General features: G+C 62.6%; 15 protein-coding genes, 1 tRNA gene and 1 pseudogene. 4 read left to right on the top strand and 13 right to left on the bottom strand.

The genetic code is table 11. The features are described from left to right. Positions 1-70: 70 nt before the first annotated feature. From ACMTA2_RS05325 to ptsP, 4 genes are all read right to left on the bottom strand, one after another. Complete coding sequence (locus ACMTA2_RS05325; protein WP_413794015.1) at positions 71-1612, bottom strand: alkaline phosphatase D family protein; 1542 nt, start codon at positions 1610-1612, stop codon at positions 71-73. Positions 1613-1805: 193 nt separating this feature from the next. Continuing rightward, positions 1806-3548, bottom strand: coding sequence for a PTS fructose-like transporter subunit IIB (locus ACMTA2_RS05320; RefSeq protein WP_413794014.1), 1743 nt, complete (start codon positions 3546-3548; stop codon positions 1806-1808). A gap of 14 nt (positions 3549-3562) precedes the next feature. Beyond that, positions 3563-4504, bottom strand: coding sequence for a 1-phosphofructokinase (pfkB, locus tag ACMTA2_RS05315; protein WP_413794013.1), 942 nt, complete (start codon positions 4502-4504; stop codon positions 3563-3565). After that, positions 4504-7368, bottom strand: a complete 2865-nt coding sequence (ptsP, locus tag ACMTA2_RS05310; protein ID WP_413794012.1) for a phosphoenolpyruvate--protein phosphotransferase — start codon at positions 7366-7368, stop codon at positions 4504-4506. The genes pfkB and ptsP overlap by 1 nt, the downstream gene beginning before the upstream one ends. A gap of 289 nt (positions 7369-7657) precedes the next feature. Here ptsP and cra point away from each other — a divergent pair, with 289 nt between their 5' ends. Both cra and ACMTA2_RS05300 read left to right on the top strand, forming a co-directional pair. Further along, positions 7658-8653 carry a catabolite repressor/activator gene (gene cra, locus ACMTA2_RS05305; protein WP_413794011.1) on the top strand — a complete coding sequence of 332 codons (996 nt, stop codon included), beginning with the start codon at positions 7658-7660 and terminating at the stop codon, positions 8651-8653. A 3-nt stretch (positions 8654-8656) separates the two neighbouring features. Next, on the top strand, positions 8657-9433 hold the full coding sequence (locus tag ACMTA2_RS05300) for a TatD family hydrolase (RefSeq protein ID WP_413794010.1): 777 nt from the start codon (positions 8657-8659) through the stop codon (positions 9431-9433). A gap of 100 nt (positions 9434-9533) precedes the next feature. Here ACMTA2_RS05300 and ACMTA2_RS05295 read toward each other — a convergent pair whose 3' ends face one another. From ACMTA2_RS05295 to ACMTA2_RS05275, 5 genes and pseudogenes are all read right to left on the bottom strand, one after another. Then, positions 9534-10238 (bottom strand): methyl-accepting chemotaxis protein, encoded by a 705-nt coding sequence (locus tag ACMTA2_RS05295; protein WP_413795593.1) that lies wholly within the window; start codon positions 10236-10238, stop codon positions 9534-9536. A 153-nt stretch (positions 10239-10391) separates the two neighbouring features. Continuing rightward, positions 10392-10595 (bottom strand): annotated as a pseudogene (locus ACMTA2_RS05290) (HAMP domain-containing protein); the annotation flags it as partial. 1239 nt (positions 10596-11834) lie between these two features. Beyond that, positions 11835-12671, bottom strand: a complete 837-nt coding sequence (ampE, locus tag ACMTA2_RS05285) for a regulatory signaling modulator protein AmpE (protein ID WP_413794009.1) — start codon at positions 12669-12671, stop codon at positions 11835-11837. Continuing rightward, positions 12668-13228 carry a 1,6-anhydro-N-acetylmuramyl-L-alanine amidase AmpD gene (gene ampD / locus ACMTA2_RS05280; RefSeq protein ID WP_413794008.1) on the bottom strand — a complete coding sequence of 187 codons (561 nt, stop codon included), beginning with the start codon at positions 13226-13228 and terminating at the stop codon, positions 12668-12670. Before ampD ends, ampE begins: the two co-directional genes overlap by 4 nt. A gap of 64 nt (positions 13229-13292) precedes the next feature. Next, positions 13293-15494, bottom strand: a complete 2202-nt coding sequence (locus tag ACMTA2_RS05275; protein ID WP_413794007.1) for a DUF1631 domain-containing protein — start codon at positions 15492-15494, stop codon at positions 13293-13295. A gap of 225 nt (positions 15495-15719) precedes the next feature. On the opposite strand from ACMTA2_RS05275, the gene nadC reads away from it, so the two are divergent. Beyond that, entirely contained in the window at positions 15720-16568 is an 849-nt protein-coding gene (nadC, locus tag ACMTA2_RS05270; RefSeq protein ID WP_413794006.1) for a carboxylating nicotinate-nucleotide diphosphorylase, read from the top strand. Positions 16569-16635: 67 nt separating this feature from the next. Here nadC and ACMTA2_RS05265 read toward each other — a convergent pair whose 3' ends face one another. Next, on the bottom strand, positions 16636-16941 hold the full coding sequence (locus tag ACMTA2_RS05265; RefSeq protein WP_053181942.1) for a DUF6388 family protein: 306 nt from the start codon (positions 16939-16941) through the stop codon (positions 16636-16638). A 304-nt stretch (positions 16942-17245) separates the two neighbouring features. Between ACMTA2_RS05265 and ACMTA2_RS05260 the strand changes: the two genes are divergently transcribed. Beyond that, entirely contained in the window at positions 17246-17794 is a 549-nt protein-coding gene (locus tag ACMTA2_RS05260) for a hypothetical protein (protein WP_413794005.1), read from the top strand. Positions 17795-17803: 9 nt separating this feature from the next. Here the strand turns inward: ACMTA2_RS05260 and ACMTA2_RS05255 are convergent. The 3 genes from ACMTA2_RS05255 to rpsO form a co-directional block, all read right to left on the bottom strand. After that, positions 17804-17879, bottom strand: a tRNA-Thr gene (locus ACMTA2_RS05255). Between the two features lie 125 nt (positions 17880-18004). Then, on the bottom strand, positions 18005-20110 hold the full coding sequence (pnp, locus tag ACMTA2_RS05250; protein ID WP_003197725.1) for a polyribonucleotide nucleotidyltransferase: 2106 nt from the start codon (positions 20108-20110) through the stop codon (positions 18005-18007). A 195-nt stretch (positions 20111-20305) separates the two neighbouring features. Then, a complete protein-coding gene (gene rpsO / locus ACMTA2_RS05245; protein WP_003197723.1) occupies positions 20306-20575 on the bottom strand; it encodes a 30S ribosomal protein S15 in 270 nt (89 codons plus the stop codon). Positions 20576-20602 lie beyond the last annotated feature (27 nt).

The raw sequence follows: 20602 nt of genomic DNA, 5'->3' as shown, positions 1-20602 counted from the left end.
ACTTCATTGACTGACACACCGCCATCGCGAGCAAGCTCGCTCCCACATTGTTTTTGTGGTGGCTTTAGATTCACACCGGCTGCAGCTTCCTCTCGAACACCGCCACCCCTTCCAGATCCCGCAACACCACACTCATCTCCCCGCTCTGCCCATCGATGTTCACCTCGCCAAAGAACTGATACCCGGCGAACGGCGAGGTGTTCTGGGCCGGGGGCGCTTTCTGGAACACCACTTGCGGGCCGAAGGTCTTGTCCAGGGCGTTGGGCCCGAAGCTGCCGGCGTTCAATGGCCCGGCGACGAACTCCCAGAACGGTTCGAAATCCTGGAACGCGGCGTGTTCGGGATGGTAGTGATGGGCGGCGCAATAGTGGACGTCGGCGGTGAGCCAGACGTAGTTGCGCACCTGATGCTTGCGCAGGTAGCCGAGCAGTTCGGCGATCTCCACTTCACGCCCCTGGGCCGTGCCCGGATCACCGTTGGCAACCGCTTCCCAGCGCGGCACGCCGGGGCTGACCTCGCCATCCGGCACCCCCAGGCCAATGGGCATGTCGGCGGCGATGACTTTCCATTGGGCACGGGACTGCTTCAATTCGCGCTTGAGCCAATTCAACTGCTCACGCCCCAGGAATGGCTTGGCCGCGCCGAGGTTGGCGTCGTTGGCTTCGCGGTAACTGCGCATGTCCAGCACGAACACATCCAGCAGCGGCCCATAACCGAGCTTGCGATAGATCCGTCCACCGCTATCGGCCTTTTGCAGGCGCATCGGTGCGTATTCCAGCCAGGCCTGTCGCGCACGTCCCACGAGGCTGTGGATATCCTTGGTCTGGTAGCGCTCGTCCAGTTGCTTGCCCGGCGACCAGTTGTTGACCACCTCATGGTCGTCCCACTGCCAGATCTGCGGCACCTCGGCATTGAAGCGGCGTACGTTTTCATCCATCAGGTTGTAGCGGTAGTTGCCGCGATACTCATCCAGGGTTTCGGCGACCTTGCTCTTGGCTTGCGTGGTGAGGTTGCGCCAGACGCGTCCACCCTCAGTGGTGATTTGCGCCGGCACCGGGCCGTCGGCGTAGATGGTGTCGCCACTGTGAATGAAGAAATCCGGCAGGCGCAGGCGCATGGCTTCGTAGATGCGCATGCCGCCGATGTCCGGGTTGATACCGAAGCCCTGGCCGACGGTGTCGCCACTCCAGACAAAACGGATGTTGCGCTTGAACTGCGGCACGCTGCGCAGGTGTCCCAGCCAAGGTTCGCTGGCGACACCGCTCTGGGCGTCTTCGAAATGCACACGGTAGAAAATCGCCTGGTCGCGAGGCAGCCCGGTGAGCTCGACCCGGGCGGTGAAATCACTGCGGGCATCGGCCATGGGCGAAACGAAGCGACGGGGATTGGTGAACTGGCTGCGGGTGTCCCACTCCACCACCATCCGCGCCGGACGGTCGCTGCGACTCCAGATCATCGCCCGGTCGCCCTGCAAGTCACCAGACTGCACACCGTCGGTGAGCACCGGACGATCCTTGACCGAGGCCATCACCGCCGGCGCCAGCCCCGGCAACAACAACCCCGCCCCCACGGCTTGCATCACACGACGACGGCCCAGGTCGAATTCGCTCATGGTGTTCTCCCTTGAAATGGGAAAACTTAAGCATGGCTCTGTGAAGTGGGTGTGACAGGGATTTATGCCCGCCCCAAAAACCAAATGTGGGAGCGAGCTTGCTCGCGATGGCGGAGTGTCAGGCGACCAAGTGGTCGACTGATACACCGCTATCGCGAGCAAGCTCGCTCCCACAGAGAGAGAACAGGGTTGGTCAGACCTTCGCCGGCTCCAACGCCATCTCCACCACCTCAGGCCGCTTGAGCAGTGCGTACGCCACTGCCGTCAGCAGGCTCCCCGCCACGATCGCCAGCAAGTACAACAACGCGTGGTTGATGGCGTTGGGGATCAGCATCACGAACAGGCCGCCGTGGGGGGCCATGAGCTTGCAGCCGAAGTACATCGACAGCGCACCGGTCAACGCACCGCCGGCGATGCTCGCCGGGATCACCCGCAGCGGATCCTTGGCCGCGAACGGAATCGCACCTTCGGAGATGAAGCACAGCCCCAGCACCAGTGCCGCTTTGCCGGCCTCGCGCTCGGTCTGGGCAAATTTTCGCCGGGCGATGAACGTGGCGATGCCCAGGCCAATGGGCGGTACCATGCCGGCGGCCATGGCCGCGGCCATCGGTGCATAACTCTGCGAAGCCAGCAGCCCCACCGAAAACGCATAGGCGGCCTTGTTGATCGGTCCACCGAGGTCGACGCACATCATCGCCCCCAGCAGCACGCCCAGCAGAATCGCATTGGTGGTGCCCATGCTGTCGAGGAAGTGGGTCAAGGCTTCGAGCATGCCTGCCACCGGTTTGCCGACGATGTAGATCATCACCAGGCCGGTGAACAGGCTCGCCAGCAGCGGGATGATCAGGATCGGCTTGAGCGCTTCCAGGCTCTGGGGCAGGCGCGCGTAGCGGTTGATCGCCTTGGCCGTGTAACCGGCCAGGAACCCGGCGATGATCCCGCCGATGAAGCCGGCGCCGAGGGTGCTGGCCAGCAGCCCGCCGATCATGCCTGGCGCCAGGCCCGGACGGTCGGCGATGGAATAGGCGATGTAGCCGGCCAGCAGCGGCACCATCAATTTGAACGCGGTGTCGCCGCCGATCTGCATCAGCGCCGCCGCCAGGGTTCCGGGCTCCTTGAAGGCCTCGATGCCGAACACGAACGACAAGGCGATCAACAAACCACCGGCCACCACCATTGGCAGCATGAACGACACGCCCGTCAGCAGGTGCTTGTAGACGCCGGTCTTCTCCGACTTGGCCGGGGCGCTGGCGCCGCTCGACGCACTTTCCTGGCGACCTTCGACCAGCGCTTTGTTCAGCGTCGCTTCGGCCTGTTTCAAGGCGATGCCCGTGCCGCAGCGGTAAATCTTCTTGCCGGCAAAACGCTCGGTGGCGACTTCGATGTCAGTCGCCAGCAACACCACGTCGGCTTCGGCGATGGCCTCGGCGCTCAATGGATTGCGCGCACCGACCGAGCCCTGGGTTTCCACCTGCAGGTCGTAGCCGAGCTTCTTCGCCGCCTGTTGCAAGGCCTCGGCGGCCATGAAGGTATGGGCGACGCCCGTCGGGCACGCGGTGATGGCGACCAGCCGTGGGGCACGGTCGGTCGAAGCCGCCGGCACTTGCTCCACGACATCCGAGGCAAGAAGAACGCTGGCTTCTTCGGTGCCACGACGCAGCACCGCATCAACGTCCTGGAGGGCCAGGGCCGGTGTGCTGCGGAACACCCGCTTGCCGACGAACCGCGACAGGTCCACCGGGCCGCTGGCGACCAGCAACACCCACTCGGCCGCTTCGAGGGTCGCCGCCGACAACTGGCGCTCCGGATGCGCCGCGTCGTGGACCTCGACACTGGTGCTCCAACCCTGGCGCTGCGCCGCGGCGTCCAGCAGGCGGGCACACAACACACTGGTAACCATGCCGTTCGGGCAGGCCGTCACAATGGCTAGTTTCATTCTTGCGAACCCTCTTATTGTTCTGTCAGGGGGCGCACGCGCACGCCCTGTTCAAGCGACGCCAGCAACGCGGTGTCGTGGATGCCAAAACCGATCTGCGTCACCGCCATGGCGGCAATGGCCGTGGCCGTGCGCAGCGTCTGCTCCGGGGTGTCGGCGCTGAGCAGGCCGTGCAGCATGCCCGCCAACAGCGAATCCCCGGCGCCCACGGTGCTGGCGACGCTGACCTTCGGTGGCGAAGCATGCAGCGCCGCACCGACACTGAACCAGTTCACGCCATCGGCGCCGTGGGAAATCACCACATGCTCGACGCCCTGGGCATGCAGGCGTTGCGCCGCTTGCGCCTGGGCCACTTCGCTCACCACCTCGCAACCCAGCGCATCGGCCAGTTCCTCGGTGTTGGGCTTGATCAGCCACGGCCCCGCCGCCAGGGCAACGCGCAAGGCTTCACCGCTGGTGTCGAGGGCCACGTTCAGGCCGAGTGTTTTCAAGCGCGTGATCAAGGCCTGCAACCACTGCGGGCTGACGCCCCGGGGCAAGCTGCCCGCCACCACGACCACGTCGTGGCCGGGGGCGATCTGCTCCAAACGCTCCAGCAACGCCTGCTGTGCGGCGGCATCGACCATCGGGCCCGGCCCGTTGAGGTCAGTAATGCGCCCGTCCTGCTCGGCCAGCTTGATGTTGCTGCGGGTTTCGCCGGGGACTCGGATAAAGGCGTCGACAAAACCACGCTGGGCAAACAGCGTCTCGAACACCTGGGCATTGTCTTCGCCCAGAAAACCACTGACCGTCAGGGTATGGCCGAGATCGGCCAACACCTGGGCCACGTTCACGCCCTTGCCGGCGGCGTGGGCGTGCATGCCGTCGCTGCGGTTGACCTGGCCCGGTTCCAGGCGCGCCAACTCCACCGTGAGGTCGAGCGCCGGGTTGAGGGTCAGGGTAAGAATCTTCGCCATTACAGCGCCTCCACTAATGCGCGCACGTCATCGGCGCTGCCCACGGCCAAAGCCTCTTGGGCCAGGGTTTGTGCTTGCGCCAGGCTCAATTCGCGGACCCGCGCCTTGACCTCGGCAATGCTGCGGGCCGAGACACTCAGCTCGTCCACGCCCAGGCCCACCAGCACCGGCACCGCCAGTGGATCGGCCGCCAGTTCGCCACACACCCCGACCCATTTGCCATGGGCATGGGCGGCGCGCACGGTGATGTCGATCAGTTGCAGCACCGCCGGGTGCAAGCCATCGGCCTGGGCCGAAAGGGTCGGATGACCGCGGTCGATCGCCAGGGTGTATTGCGTCAGGTCATTGGTGCCGACGCTGAAGAAGTCGACTTCCTTGGCGAGCACCGGCGCCAGCAACGCGGCGGACGGCACTTCGATCATGATCCCCAGTTGCAGGTCCGCCACGGGGATTTCCTGGCGCAGGCGCTCGGTCATGTCTCGGGCCTGGCGCCACTCATCGACGCTGCCCACCATCGGGAACATGATCCGCAGCGGACGACTGTCGGCCGAGCGCAACAAGGCCCGCAGTTGCGCTTCCATGACTTGCGGACGTTGCAAAGTCAGGCGAATGCCACGCACGCCGAGGAACGGGTTTTCTTCTTTCGCGATCGGCCAATACGGCAGCGGCTTGTCGCCGCCCACATCGAGGGTGCGCACCACCAGAGGCCGACCGGCCAGGCCGTCGAGCACCTTGCGGTATTCGGCTTCCTGGGTCGCTTCGTCCGGTGCCTGGGTGTGGGCCATGAAAATCAATTCGGTGCGCAGCAGGCCAATACCTTCGGCGCCCTGCTCCACCGCGCTGGCGACACCGGCGCTCTCGCCGATATTGGCGAACACTTCCACGGCATGACCGTCACGGGTCAGCGCCGGTTCGTGACGCTGCTCGGCGGCGACCTTGAGGCGCTGTTCGCGGGTGTCGCGTTCTTCCTTGGCTCGCTGCAAAGTGGCGGCGTCAGGGTCCACGTGCAGGCGACCGCGCTGGCCATCCAGCAGCAGGGACGTGCCCGGCGCCAGCAACAACACCGCCGCACCGGCGCCCACCAGTGCCGGAATGCCCAAGGCGCGGGCAACGATGGCGCTGTGGGCGGTGGCGCCGCCACGGGCGGTGAGAATCCCCGCCACCCGCGTCGGGTCCAGGCGGGCCACGTCGGACGGGCCGACTTCGTCCATCACCAGAATGTAGGGTTGATCAGGTTCGTTCGGGGTTTCGACGCCACACAGTTGCGCCAGCACCCGCCGGCCGACGTCCCGCAGATCGGCGGCGCGCTCGGCAAGCAAAGCATCCTGCAAGGCTTCCTGCTCTTTCGCGGCGGCTTCGATCACCCCCATCCACGCCGCTTGAGCACTCTCGCCCAACTTCAAGCGGGTGTCGACTTCGTCGCTCAGCTCCGGGTCGTCGAGCATTTCCTGGTGGGTGATGAAGATCTCGCGAATGGCTTTGGCCTTGGCGCGCTCGATCAGCCCCTGGATATCGCCGCGCACCTGGTTCAAGGCGTTTTGCAGGCGCTCGCGCTCGATGGCCGCCGATTCACCGCGCAACGGGTAGTCGATGGCCTGCAATACCTGGATGTGGGCCGGGCCGATGGCGATGCCCGGGGCGGCGGCGACGGCCTGGATCAGGCTGCCGGATTCGGGCGCCAACACGACAGTCGCCACTTCGGCCATCACGGTTTCCCGCGGCGCACTCGGCGGCGGCAGCGGTTCGACTTCTTCGCCAAGGCCTTCTTCGATAGCGGCCAGCAGCGCCGGCAACGCGTCGGCGGCAATGCTCGGTTCGGCGATGAATTCCAGGACCTGGCCGCGACGGGCGCCCAGGCTCAGCAGCTTGCTCAGGCTCTTGGCCGACACGGCGCTGTCCTGGCCGTCGACAATGCGCACGCGGATCTCGCCTTCAAAGCTTTTCGCCAACTGGGCGAGGATCTTCGCCGGGCGTGCATGCAAACCATGGGCATTGGCCAGGCCGATGCGGGCGCTGGGCCAGTCGGCGGGCAGTTCGCCGCCGAGCACTTCCAGCACTTTACGGCTGCTGGTGGCACGGCCCAGTTCGTGGCCGCGGCCTTCGATCAACAAGGCGCAGAGCCTTTCCAGCAAGGCCTGGTGGGCCTCGCCGAGGCTGGCGAGGCAGAACAGACCGCTCAAGGGTTGGCCCAGGTAACGGATGGGCTTGTCCGGCGTGACGAACGCCAGGCCCGGGCGCTTGACGGTCTGTTCGCTGTGCAGCCACCACAAGCCGTCGCCCAGGGGCAGCGCATCGACTTGCTGCAACACCCCGGCAAAGCCATTGCTCACGCAATCGGCTTGACGCAACAGCCGAGCACCGCGCCATACCAGTTCTTCAAAGTCGTCAGCCGACACACCGAGGCCGATCATCTGGGCATCCAGGGCCAGCTCCTGCGGGGCGCCTTGCAGCAGCTTCAGCAACGCTTCGGCGGAGCCGGCACGGCGCAGGGCCTGGCCCAGGTCCGTCTCACCGAGGGCGCGGGTCAGCAGTTGCAGCAGGCGCAGGTGTTCGTCGGACTTGGCGGCAATGCCGATGGCCAGGTAGACAATCTGACCATCGCCCCAGTCCACGCCGTCGGGGAATTGCAGCAGGCGCACGCCGGTGGAATAGACCAGGTCGCGGGTCTGCGGGGTGCCGTGGGGGATGGCAATACCTTGGCCAAGAAAGGTCGAACCCTGGGCTTCGCGAGCCTGCAAGCCGGCGAGGTAACCCTCGGCTACCAGGCCATCGGCCACCAGTTTGTCGGCGAGCAGTTGCAGTGCAGCGTCTTTATCCACAGCCGTCTGCGCCATGGATATCTGCTCTAGAGTGAGCTCGAGCATGCTTTCTCCTTTTTGGCGTCCGGTTGGCGCCAGGTATTGTTTTGAATGAATCAGCTTAGCGTTGCAGGACAGCTTTTGGCGGTATCGCGGCAGAGCGGCCAAAAAATCCTGCTAACCTTGAAAATACGCTTGCTGAAACGTTTAATCTAGAAAGATTGGCACGTTACTCGATAATCTCTCATCCTTGAAGTGCAACTTGTCGTAAGCGCTTGGACGGTGACCGTCAGCTTGAATCGGGTAGGATGGCCCTTATCGTCGGGGCTAACTCGAAAAAACAAGGAAAACCGGGTTGAAACTCAGTGATATTGCCCAACTGGCCGGGGTGTCCGTGACCACTGCCAGTTATGTCATCAACGGCAAGGCCGAACAGCAACGCATCAGCAGTGCCACCGTCGAACGGGTACGGGCGGTGGTCGAGGAGCATGGCTTCACGCCCAACCCCCAGGCCGCCGGCCTGCGCAGCCGGCACACCCGTACCCTGGGCTTCATCCTGCCAGACCTGGAAAACCCCAGTTACGCACGCATCGCCAAGTTGCTGGAACAAGGGGCTCGTGCCCGGGGCTATCAGTTGCTGATCGCCAGTTCCGACGACGCACCTGACAGTGAACGCCAACTGCTGAAGTTGTTCCGCGCCCGGCGCTGCGATGCGTTGATCGTCGCCAGTTGCCTGCCGGCCGGCGATGACAGCTACCTGCAGTTGCAGGCCAAAGGTATTCCGATCATCGCCATCGACCGGGTGATGGAGCCGGCGCATTTCTGTTCGGTGATCAGCGACGACCGCCAGGCCAGCCTGCACCTGACACGCAGCCTGCTGGAAACCCACCCTCGGCAAATCGCCTTGATCAGCGCCCGTCCCGAGCTGAGCATCAGCCAGGAGCGGGCTGCCGGCTTTCGCGAAGCCTTGGCCGGGTTCGAGGGCCAGGTGTTGATCGAACACGGCGAGTCGTTCAGCCGTGAATGCGGCCGTCAGTTAATGGATGACATGCTCGCGCGCCTGGGGCATCTGCCCGATGCGCTGATCACCACGTCCTACGTACTGCTGCAAGGGGTGTTCGACGCCCTGCACGACTTCCCGCTCAAGGCGCGTCCGCTGCGCCTGGGCACGTTCGGAGACACGCAGTTGCTGGATTTCCTGCCGCTGCCGGTCAATGCCATGTCCCAACAACATCAGTTGATCGCCGACAAGGCCCTGGAACTGGCCCTGGCGGCCATCGAAAACGATGATTACCAGCCTGGCGTGCAGGCCATCGCGCGAACCTTCAAGCAGCGGATCCACCAGGGCTGAGGCATGCAGCTGATCGACACCCACACCCACCTGGACTTCCCGGACTTTGACGCGGACCGCCCGGCGCTGCTGGCCGAAAGCCGCGCCTTGGGCGTGCGGCAGATGGTGGTGCTGGGGGTGTATCGGGACAACTGGCAGCGGGTCTGGGACTTGGTGCAAAGCGACCCCGACCTGCACGCCGCGCTGGGCCTGCACCCGGTGTACCTCGAACAGCATCGACCCGACGACGTGGCGCTGTTGCGCGACTGGTTGAGCCGCCTGGCCGGTCACCGGCAATTGTGTGCTGTGGGCGAGATCGGCCTGGACTATTACATCCAGACCCTGGACCGTGGCCGCCAGCAAGCGCTGTTCGAAGCGCAGTTGGAGCTGGCCGTGGAGTTCGAACTGCCAGCCTTGATCCACGTACGCCGCAGCCACGCCGCCGTGATCGCCACACTCAAGCGCCTGGCCAACCCACGCGCCGGGATCATCCACGCCTTCGCCGGCAGCCTCGAAGAGGCCCGCGAATACATCAAGCTTGGCTTCAAGCTCGGCCTGGGCGGCGCCGCAACCTGGCCCCAGGCCCTGCGCATGCACCGCGTGCTGGCCAAATTGCCACTGGAAGCCGTCGTACTGGAAACCGACTCCCCCGACATGGCCCCAGCGATGTTTCCTGGGCAACGCAACAGCCCGGCGCACTTGCCGGCCATCTGCGAGGCGTTGGCCGGGATCATGGCGGTGGACCCCGAGCAACTGGCCGAGGCCAGCACAGCCAACGCCCGCCAATTGTTCAACTGGTAAAACCCTGTGGGAGCGAGCTTGCTCGCGATAGCGGTGTATCAGTCGAAAAACAGGTTGCCTGACACTCCGCTATCGCGAGCGAGCTCGCTCCCACAACGGCCTACACCCGAAACGCATTGATCAACTGCTTGAGCTGCACCACCTGGGCGGACAGTGCGCGGCTGGCGTCTTCGGTCTGGTGGGCCCCTTCGGCCGTGCGCTCGCCGGCGCGGTTGATCTCGACGATGTTCTGGTCGATGTCATGGGCCACCGCCGTCTGCTGCTCCACCGCGGCGGCGATCTGCTGGTTCTGGTCGACGATCATGCCAACCGCACCCAGGATGTTTTCCAAGGCCTGCTGGACCTGTTCCGACTGACCGACCGTGCCGCTGGCCATCTCATGGCTGGTGCCCATCGCCTTGACCGCGGCGCCAACCCCCCCGTGCAGGCGCGTGATCATCGCTTCGATTTCTTCGGTCGATTGCTGGGTCCGCTTGGCCAGGGTCCGGACTTCATCGGCCACCACCGCAAAACCCCGCCCCTGCTCACCGGCCCGGGCGGCTTCAATGGCGGCATTGAGGGCCAGCAGGTTGGTCTGCTCGGCGATGCTCTTGATCACATCCAGCACGCGACTGATGGCCTGGCTGTCGGTCGCCAGTTGATTGATCACCTGCACAGACTGATCAATTTCATTGGCCAAGCGGGCAATGCTGCCCTGCTGGGACTCGACGAGCCCGCGCCCGCTGAGGGTTTCGTCGTTCACACTGTGGGCACTGCTCACGGCAGCGGCGGCACTGCGGGCGACTTCCTGGGCCGTGGCCGACATCTGGTTCATCGCCGTGGCCACCAGTTCGATCTGGCTGCGCTGCCCGGCGACGGCCTGGTTGCTCTGGGCCGATACCGTCTCCACCTGTCCGGCCTGGCGTTCGACTTCCGCGACGGTGCGGCCGACCTGTTCGATCAGGTCATGGATCTTCGCCACCGTGCCGTTGAACACTTCACCCAACTCGCCCAGTTCATCCTTGCTGCGGGCCACGAAATTGACTGTCATGTCCCCCGCCGCCACCTTGTCCATCATCTGCCCCAGGTGCTGGAGGGTGGTGCGGGTCGACGCGTAGAAGCCGGCGTACAGGTAAAAAATCAACAGGAACACCGCCACCAGCGCCACCGCTTGCAACACCATATGGCTGCGATTTTCTTCTAGACGCTGCTGCAGCTGTATGCCGAGAAAACCCTGGGTCGCTTCGTTCAACCGATAGGTCTGTTCCATCAGGCCGCTGACCTGATCAAAGAACGCCGGCCATGGCGCATCGAGGGTGTCGGCCATCACCACCTGTTCCTCGATCAACTCCGACGCATTCTTGAGGGTACTCTTGCTGCCGTCGGCCTGGGCGCCAAGGGCTTGTCCGGCGGCCTTGCTGGAGCCGAGGGCGTCCTGCAGTTTCAAATCGTACTCGCCCTGGAGCTTTTCGATTTGCGCCAGCAACTCATCGAAGCGGGTGCTCGACGCCGAATTGAGAAACCCCAGCCCCAATGAGGACGCGCCCAGGGCACGGCCTTCACCGAGGATCTGAGTGACCTTGGGGGTGGTGCCGACGATCAATTCGCTGAGCTGGCGAATGTCGCTCTGGTTGTCGCGGCTCAGCCCCGCCTGGCTGGCGATAATCTGACTGAACATCTGGGCGCTGTTGAGCAACTTGCCGATCAGCGCACTCTTGCTCTGCAGGGAGCTTTCGGCCTGCTGGGCCTTGAACGCACCGATCATCTCGTCGCGCTTGGCATCGAAGGCGCTGACCTGCTCAGGCTCGACGGCCATGGCGGTCATGCCTTGCAGGCGCGTGAGGACCTGTTGTTCCAGGCTGCCGATCTTCGCTTCGACATCACCGGCCTTGCCGGACTGGCCCAGGCTGGCGTTGATCTGCACCAGGTTGTTGAGGGTTTCCAGGTCCCGGCGCAGGGCCAGGCTGCTGCCCAGCAGGTCGAGACTTTGCAGTTCCACTTGGGTGCCTTGGAACTCCCGATAGGAATCACGCACCAGAAAGAAGTTGGTCACCAGCATCGGCAGCAGGAACAGCACGCTGATCAGGCTGAACTTCATGCCGAAGCTCAGGCGGTTCATCAGCGCGACGGCGGGCCAGAGCAAACTCTTCACAAGGAAGTCTCCCGGTAGTGTTCTTATTGTTATGAGCTCGCGCACAGAGACAGCAGAAAGCCATTATCGGGCGCTGTCCCTGTATAGCCTAAATCGGCCGGGAGATTTGTAACTTAAGGTTAACGAGCGAGGCGCCCTTTGTGGCGAGGGGATTTATCCCCGCTGGGCGGCGAAGCAGACCCATTGATTCAAGGCTTGGAATGGCCTGGGGCCGCTCCGCGCCCCAGCGGGGATAAATCCCCTCGCCACAACAGGCTTGACCTTGCTGCTCTAAGCCAACACCGTCCACAAGGCAAAACCGGCATACCAGAGCACCGCAGCACGTAGCAGCAACTCCCAGAGGCGGTCCAGGCTGTTGATGCCGTCCGGCCCGGCGACGGGCTCGGGGATTTCGCCAGCCACCAGGCCGACCTTGTCGATGAGGGCGGCGGCGCTGATGTTCCAGTTCAACAGCTCATGCAACATGACCCGGCTGACCGCGACGAAATTGCCCACCAGGGCGAAGCTCGCCGCCAGCAGCCGTACCGGTACCCAATCGAAAGCATGGCGCATTTGCGCGGCCCGCTCGGCCACGCCGGGGTTCTGGCTGTGATCGGCGGCCAGCGCCAGCAGTCGATAGCTCAAGGCCGCGACCGGGCCCAGCACGAAGTACCAGAAAATCACCGCGAAAAAACTCTGGTAGGCTTGCCACAACAAATGCCCCTGGACCCGCTCCAGCAATTGCTCGCCGCCATCGGCCTCAATGTCCAGGTCGCGCTTGGCCACATGGGCTGCCGCTTGCAGGTCTTCCCGACGCCAGGCGTCGCGAAACGGCCCGAGGGCGGCCAGCAGATCACCGCGCCCCAGGCTGTAAATCACCACCAGCACGTGCACCGGCAGCGCCAACAGGCCATAGGCTACCGGCTCCAGCACCCACAGCAGCAACGCCAGCAAGGCCACCGGCAGCAGGACCATCACCGTCAGTATCCACCAGGGACGGTCGACCCACCGTGGGCTCGCCTCGAGCTTGTTCAGCTCCCGCAGCCAACCGCCGTCGCGCTGGACCCGCTGGCGCAAGGCCGAGAACTTCTCGATCCAGACCGCCAGCAGCAACACCAGAAAACTCATTGTCCTTCCCCTTCTGTCAGGGCTGCGCGATAGCGCGCCCAGTCGAATGCCGGTCCCGGATCGGTCTTGCGCCCCGGTGCGATGTCGCTGTGCCCGCAGATGCGCTGCACAGTGATCGCCCTGAACGCCGCTTGCAACTGCCGGGTCAGGTCCACCAATGCGACATATTGCGCGTCGGTGAACGGCAGATCATCCGTGCCCTCAAGCTCGATGCCCAGGGAAAAATCGTTACAGGTCTCACGTCCCTCGAAGCAGGAGACGCCCGCATGCCACGCACGGTCCAGACAAGAGACAAACTGGGTCACCGCGCCGTCACGCTCGATCAGAAAATGCGCAGAGACGCGCAGGTCGGCGATACCGACAAAGTAGGGATGTTCCGTGACATCCAGACGATTCTGGAAAAACGCCTGCACCTTGCCCGTGGCGAATTGTGCCGGTGGCAGGCTGATGTTGTGGATCACCAGCAGGGAGATTTCGCCTTCCGGGCGCGCATTGAAGTTGGGCGACGGGCAATGACGCACCCCCTCGCACCAACCGCTCGCGGAGTCCAACTGCATACAGGTTCCTTCGATGAGGACGGTCAATGCCGCCAGTATGCCGTGATCGGACCGGGCTGCGCGATCACTTGCCGCGATTGAGCTGGCGCAGATTCCCCAGCACCGACTCCAGCGCCCGGTCGAACAACAGGGTGTCGTCCAACAGCCGCGCCGCGCCCCGGCGAAACTCCAGGGCCAGGCTGGTGCGGCTGTGCTCCAGCACCTTGAGGCCGGTGCGATTGACGAAGACGTATTTACCGGTGGCCTCGATGATCGCCGCCAGCTTGCAACGCAGGGTATTGTCATCGTCTTCCTGGAACTCGACCCAGCTCCCCAGGTGCAACTGGTCGACCTGCAGCAGGCCGACATCATCCGCCGGCAAATGCACGGCCACGCTTTCCCCCGCCGTTTTTTGCGGTGGGCGCAGGACAATTCTTTCCAGCACCTCGACCATGGCCGGCGAATCGAACGATTGGGCCTGCTCCGTAGCCTGGCCCATGCGTTCGAGCGCCTGTACATGCAGAGCTTCCAACTCACTGAAAAATTCGCTGGTGGCGAACGGGTCGAACGCCGAACGGCTCAGGCCGTCACGCAGGGCCTTGAGCAACTCCGGCACCATTGCCAGCAGACGCAGGCTTGCGTCGGGTTCGTCGTGAGGCTCGACGCTCCAGATCAATTGCTCCAGGGTCAGGACGTCGGCCTGCCACTCGGCGGAATACTTGCCGTGCTTGAAACAGGTCAGCAACAACACCTGGCTCCAGGCGTGTTGCACGAACTCCACCACGGCTTGCGGCAAGACTTTGCCCAGCATCACCTGGTTCAGCGCCCCTTCGACGCGTTGGCGCGCCAGTTCGGCCTTGGCCCGGCCCTCTTCGGCGTCGCGGATACGCTGTTCAAGCAACTCGCTGCGCCGCCGCTCGTCACTGGTGAAGGCGAGAAAATCGGCCAGCAGCTCGGAGAAAATCGCCGGGTCATCGACGTAATCATTCAGCAAACGCTGCACGACTTGCTCGATGCGCAAATACAGGCTGTCGCGCTGATGATCGTCGCAATCGCCCCAGCCCATGGCCGCGGCCGCGATTTCGTTCAGCAGCCGCCGGGCCGGGTGATTGCCGCGGCTGAAGAAGCTCTTGTCCTGCACCGCGACCTTGAGCATCGGGATCTGCAGGCGGCCGATCAGGGCCTTGAAGGAGTCTGGCAGGTTATGGTCGTCGAGGATGAATTCAAACATCATCGAGATCAGGTTGATCACGTCTTCATCGGCGCCTTCGACCACCCGGGACTTGCCGCTCCTGACGCTGACCCGGGTCAACAGTTGTTCGAGCTGGCTACGCAGGTCGAACTCGTCCTGGATGGCAGGCGCCGGCACGTATTGCTGCAAATGCGAGAGCAGCCGCAGCAGGTCACGGGAGGAAATGGGCTGGGGCGACGCGCTGGCTTCCAGGGTCGGCGCCACGCTGCCACGCACCTGCATCAACAGCTTCTGCAAGGCGGTGAACACTTCCTGCACGCTGTCATCGACCTCGGCATCGCTGGGCTTGGCAGCGATTTCGGCATGGGGCCTGGGGTTATCCTCGGGACGATCCGACGTCCGGCGCGCCGGCGTCACCTTGAGCTCCGGCAAGATGCCCGTGGCGGCCAGCAGTTGGTTGGCCTCGGTATAGAGTTGGTCGCACTCGCTAAGCACATAACGCTCGAAGAGCTTGAGCAGGATCAGCTTGACCTTGATGCCCACGCCCAGGTTGCGCCCGGCCTGCAGGAACTTCTCGCACAGCAGTGCCGGGCTCAAGGGATTGTGCTGATTGGCCAGCGGTCGGACCAACAGCACGCCGAGCCGGGCCGTCAGTTGCTCCAGCGCCACGCCATCACGCCTGAGCACCCGAGTGACCATGGCCTCCACCGCCAACTGCCGCTCCAGGTCGTCGTGGGAGCGCTGGGCGTGGCCGTCCGGCGCCAGGGTGGCGCGGGTCAAGTCGTACTGGGCAAGGCTGACGAAGGTCTCGAAAAACAGCTCGATGAATTCCCGCTCGATGCTTTTGCGCTTCAGGCGCAGGTCCCGCATGGCTTCGAAGTACAGGTTCTGCTCGACGTCGTCCCGCGCCCGGTCGGCCATTTCAAACAAGGTGTCGTCGGCATTATCGAACAACCCTTGCAAGCCCAGGCGCAACTGCTGGGCGGCCTTGTCGCGAACCTGAAGCAGAATCACAGGCAGGCGGGCGAGCGGCGAGGGATTCGCCTGATCGGTAGCGACCTTGTGCAAAGGCACTACATTCCCGTCGTTGTGCATCCTGGCCTCCTGAAACGGCTGCTTCGGCTGTCAACGTCAAAGCTATGACGTCAATCGAAAGGCGGATTATCCGGTAAAAGAACCCTGTCGCACCAGCAGACTCTGTGATCCAACTCGAAATACGGCGCAATAAGTGACCGGGAAAATGAGGAAATGTTGCGAGGACGCGACCAAATGCAGGTTTCGACCCCCTATAATCAGGCCACTTTGTTTGTGGAGCCCGTTATGCCGAATCTACGCCTCGCCGACCTGACCGCCGAAATCGAAGCCAACGTGCGCCGTGCGTTGCTCGAAGACATCGGCAGCGGCGACATCACCGCGCAACTGATCCCCGCCGAACGCCTGGCCAAGGCCACCATCATTACCCGCGATGCGGCGGTGATCAGTGGCACGGCCTGGGTCGATGCCGTGTTCCGGCAACTGGACCCGCGCGTCGCGGTGCATTGGCAGGTGCGCGATGGCGACCGGGTCAACCCCGATCAGGCGCTGTTCCACCTGGAAGGCCCGGCCCGCTCGCTGCTGACCGGCGAACGCAGCGCGTTGAACTTCCTGCAGATGCTGTCGGGCGTCGCTACGCGTGCCCGCTACCTGGCCGACTTTGTCGCCGGTACCCAGGTCAAGCTGCTGGACACCCGCAAGACCCTGCCCGGGCTGCGCCTGGCCCAGAAGTACGCGGTCACCTGCGGTGGCTGCCATAACCACCGCATCGGCTTGTACGATGCCTTCCTGATCAAGGAAAACCACATCGCCGCTTGCGGCGGGATCGCCCAGGCCATCGCTGCCGCCCACAAGATCGCACCGGGCAAACCGGTGGAAGTCGAAGTGGAAAGCCTGGCGGAATTGAAAGAAGCACTGGCGGCCGACGCCGACATCATCATGCTCGACGAACTGAGCCTGGACGACATGCGTGAAGCCGTACGCCTCAATGGCGGCAAGGCGAAGCTGGAAGCCAGCGGCGGGATCAACGAAAGCACGTTGCGCCCCATTGCCGAGACTGGGGTGGACTACATCTCGATCGGCGCGATGACCAAGGATGTGAAGGCAGTGGATCTGTCGATGCGGCTCAGTCTCTGAGCAACTTCGAGCCGCAAGCTACAAGCTTCAAGCTGTTCAATGCTTGTCTTGTAGCTTGTAGCTGCCGTTAAACCACCAGATTGTTCATCTCGCAGTACTCATCCCATTCCACACCCAGCACCTCGGCTGCTTCCTTGTGCAACGCAAGGCGCTGCGCCTCGAATTCTTCAGGCGTGCTGGTGTACTTGAGCGTCAACTCCCAAGGCTGCAGCCCCTGGGCTTCGGCCTCGTCCTCGAACGCCCATTGGATCTGGTCTTTTTGATCATCGGCAGACAAGTCCTTGATCTCTTCCAGCAACTGGGGCGCATCCAACACGTACTTCTTCAGCGCTTCTTCGTGCCTGGCTTCCTGGGTCAATTCTTTAACAGTCATGGCGTTCTCGTTGATCTGGGGAATGGAAGATGGATCTGGATCATCAAGGATCTCTCTGACGCAAAAAACCGTGTGAAGCCCGGTTTATCTGGCCTTCAGAACCATTCGTGGATCATCTGAAAACTGCTGGGCAATGCGCATGCAGGCAAAGAATATAGGACGTTTCGCCGACGATTTACACGGTTCTTTACATCTATCCCACAAAAAAACATGCGCCTGAGAAACCGGGGGAGCTTGGGAACATCTGTCAAAATAACCAGTCATAGCCATGTGCCATGCCGGCACTTCACAAGGAACCCCAGTGATGCACAGCGTTTCGAAACGTTCATTGACCCGGCTTGCTACCGCGACCTTGCTGCTCGGCAGCCTGACCTTGACCGGCGCTGCCCAAGCGGCTGTTGAAGTCTCCTCTGATGGCCCGTCTTCCAACGACGCCATCCCTGCCCTTCGTTTTGACCGATTTGATAAGTACGTACTCGTCAAGACCAACGTCAGCGTCAGCGCCTTGGAAAGCCTGCCAAAAACCGTGAAGAACAACGCCGAGGAATTGGAAAGCCAGAAACGCACCCTCAGCGAGCAGGCCCGCCAGATCGAAGAACTCAAGCGCAACAGCGGCTCCAGCTCCACCTCCAGCAGCAAGGAAATTGACGAGCTCAAACGCACCATCAAGGAACAGGAACGCGACCTGAATGATCTGGGCAAGCAAGTGGAAGAACTCAAGCGCAATAACGGCTCCAGTTCGAGTTCGAGCAACAGCGAGATTTCGTCCCTGAAACGGGAGCTCAGCGATCAGAATCGCGAGATGGATCAACTCAAACGCACGGTCGAGGAGCTGAGCAGGAAAGTGAAATAACGAGGGGGATGGTGCCCGAGACAGGAATCGAACCTGCGACCTTCGCGTTACGAGTGCGCTGCTCTACCGACTGAGCTACACGGGCGGTGGCTAAACCTAGCATCGTCCCCTGTGGCCAGGCAACCCGCGACACAGGGATTTTCACCACGCAGCAAAACGCCCCGAACCAGTCGGGGCGTTTGCTTGTTCAGCGGCTAGGCGAAGGGGCGATTAAACGCCCGATGCCTTGGCTGCTGCGACGTCCTTGATGGACAGCTTGATACGGCCGCGGTTGTCCACGTCCAGTACCAGCACTTCCACTTCCTGGCCTTCCTTGAGGATGTCGGTCACTTTCTCGACGCGAGCATCGCTCAGCATGGAGATGTGAACCAGACCGTCCTTGCCCGGCAGGATGTTGACGAACGCGCCGAAATCGACGATGCGCTCAACCTTGCCGACGTAGATCTTGCCGATCTCGGCTTCTGCGGTGATGCCCAGGACGCGCTGGCGAGCTGCCTCTGCCGCTTCCTTGGTTTCGCCGAAGATCTTGATCGAACCGTCGTCTTCGATGTCGATCGAAGCCTTGGTTTCTTCGCAGATCGCACGGATGGTCGCGCCACCTTTACCGATGACATCACGGATTTTGTCGGTGTCGATTTTCATCGCGATCATGGTCGGAGCGTTTTCCGACAGCTCGGTACGGGACTGACCGATGATCTGGTTCATCTGACCCAGGATGTTCAGGCGCGCTTCCAGGGCCTGGCCCAGGGCGATCTCCATGATCTCCTCGGTGATGCCCTTGATCTTGATGTCCATCTGCAGTGCGGTGACGCCTTTGGCGGTACCGGCCACTTTGAAGTCCATGTCGCCCAGGTGATCTTCGTCACCCAGGATGTCGGTCAGGACGGCGAATTTCTCGCCTTCTTTAACCAGGCCCATGGCGATACCGGCAACCGGTGCCTTCATCGGCACACCGGCGTCCATCAGGGCCAGGGAAGCGCCGCAGACCGAAGCCATCGAGCTCGAACCGTTGGACTCGGTGATTTCCGATACCACGCGGATGGTGTACGGGAATACGTCAGCGGCAGGCAGCATGGCCTGGACCGAACGACGGGCCAGACGGCCGTGACCGATTTCGCGGCGACCGGCGCCACCCATGCGACCACACTCGCCCACCGAGAACGGAGGGAAGTTGTAGTGCAGCATGAACGGGTCTTTCTTTTCGCCTTCCAGGGTGTCCAGCAGTTGCGCGTCACGGGCGGTGCCCAGTGTGGCAACGACCAGGGCCTGGGTTTCGCCACGGGTGAACAGTGCCGAACCGTGGGTCTTTGGCAGGACGCCGACTTCGATGTTCAGCGGACGTACGGTACGGGTGTCGCGACCGTCGATACGCGGCTTGCCGTTGACGATGTTTTCGCGAACGGTGCGGTATTCGATTTCACCGAAAGCAGCCTTGACGTCGCTGGCCGATGGCTGGCCTTCTTCGCCGGACAGCTTGGCAACGACCTGGTCTTTCAGCTCGCCCAGGCGCGCATAACGGTCGGCCTTGACGGTGATGGTGTAGGCCTGGGAGATCGCTTCGCCGAACTCGGCACGGATCGCGCCCAGCAGTTCGGTGGCTTCAGCTTGCGGAGCCCAGGTCCAGGTTGGCTTGGCGGCTTCGGCGGCCAGTTCCTTGACGGCGTTGATCACCACCTGGAACTCGTCGTGGGCGAACAGCACGGCGCCCAGCATCTGGTCTTCGGTCAGTTCCTTGGCTTCGGATTCAACCATCAGCACGGCTTCGGACGTACCGGCCACGACCATGTCCAGGCTCGATGCCTTCAGTTGCTCGTAGGTCGGGTTCAGCAGGTAGCCGGTGCTTTCGTGGAACGCAACGCGGGCAGCGCCGATCGGACCATCGAAAGGAATGCCGGAGATGGCCAGGGCAGCCGAGGTACCGATCATCGCAGCGATGTCCGGATCGGTTTTCTTGCTGGTGGACACGACGGTGCAGACAACCTGCACTTCGTTCATGAAGCCTTCTGGGAACAGCGGACGGATCGGACGGTCGATCAGTCGGGAAGTCAGGGTTTCTTTCTCGGAAGGACGGCCTTCGCGCTTGAAGAAACCGCCAGGGATCTTACCGGCAGCGTAAGTCTTTTCCTGGTAGTGAACAGACAGAGGGAAGAAGCCCTTGCCTGGATCGGCTTGCTTGGCACCGACAACGGTCACCAATACGCTGACGTCGTCGTCAACGGTGACCAGCACTGCGCCGGAGGCCTGACGGGCGATACGGCCAGTCTCGAGGGTAACGGTCGACTGACCGAACTGGAATTTTTTGATTACCGGGTTCACGGTGTCCTACCTTCTTTGTGGCTCTTGGGGAACTTGTCTTCTAGCGAAATTCTTGGGCAATGGCGGGAATCGGCCCGACGTTTGTCCAGGGTAAAACGTGTATCCAGATAAAACTTGAGGCTGGGAGCCTACCATGCGCCAGCGGGAAACCCACTGACGTACGACAGACCACCAACCTCATAGCGCAATCGCTGATTAGCGACGCAGACCCAGGCGAGCGATCAGAGCGCTGTAACGGCTCACGTCCTTGCCTTTCAGGTAGTCCAGCAGCTTACGACGCTGGTTTACCATGCGGATCAGACCACGACGGGAGTGGTGATCTTTACCGTTGGCCTTGAAGTGACCTTGCAGTTTGTTGATGTTGTGGGTCAGCAGTGCAACTTGCACTTCTGGCGAACCAGTGTCACCAACAGCTTGCTGGTAGTCAGCTACGATTTGAGCTTTTTCTTGAACGTCGAGAGCCATGAGGCAATCCTTTTTAGTCAGGAAACT

This window comes from Pseudomonas medicaginis, from assembly GCF_965119365.1.
Lineage (GTDB): Bacteria > Pseudomonadota > Gammaproteobacteria > Pseudomonadales > Pseudomonadaceae > Aquipseudomonas.
This window is presented reverse-complemented; position numbering and strand designations above follow the sequence as displayed.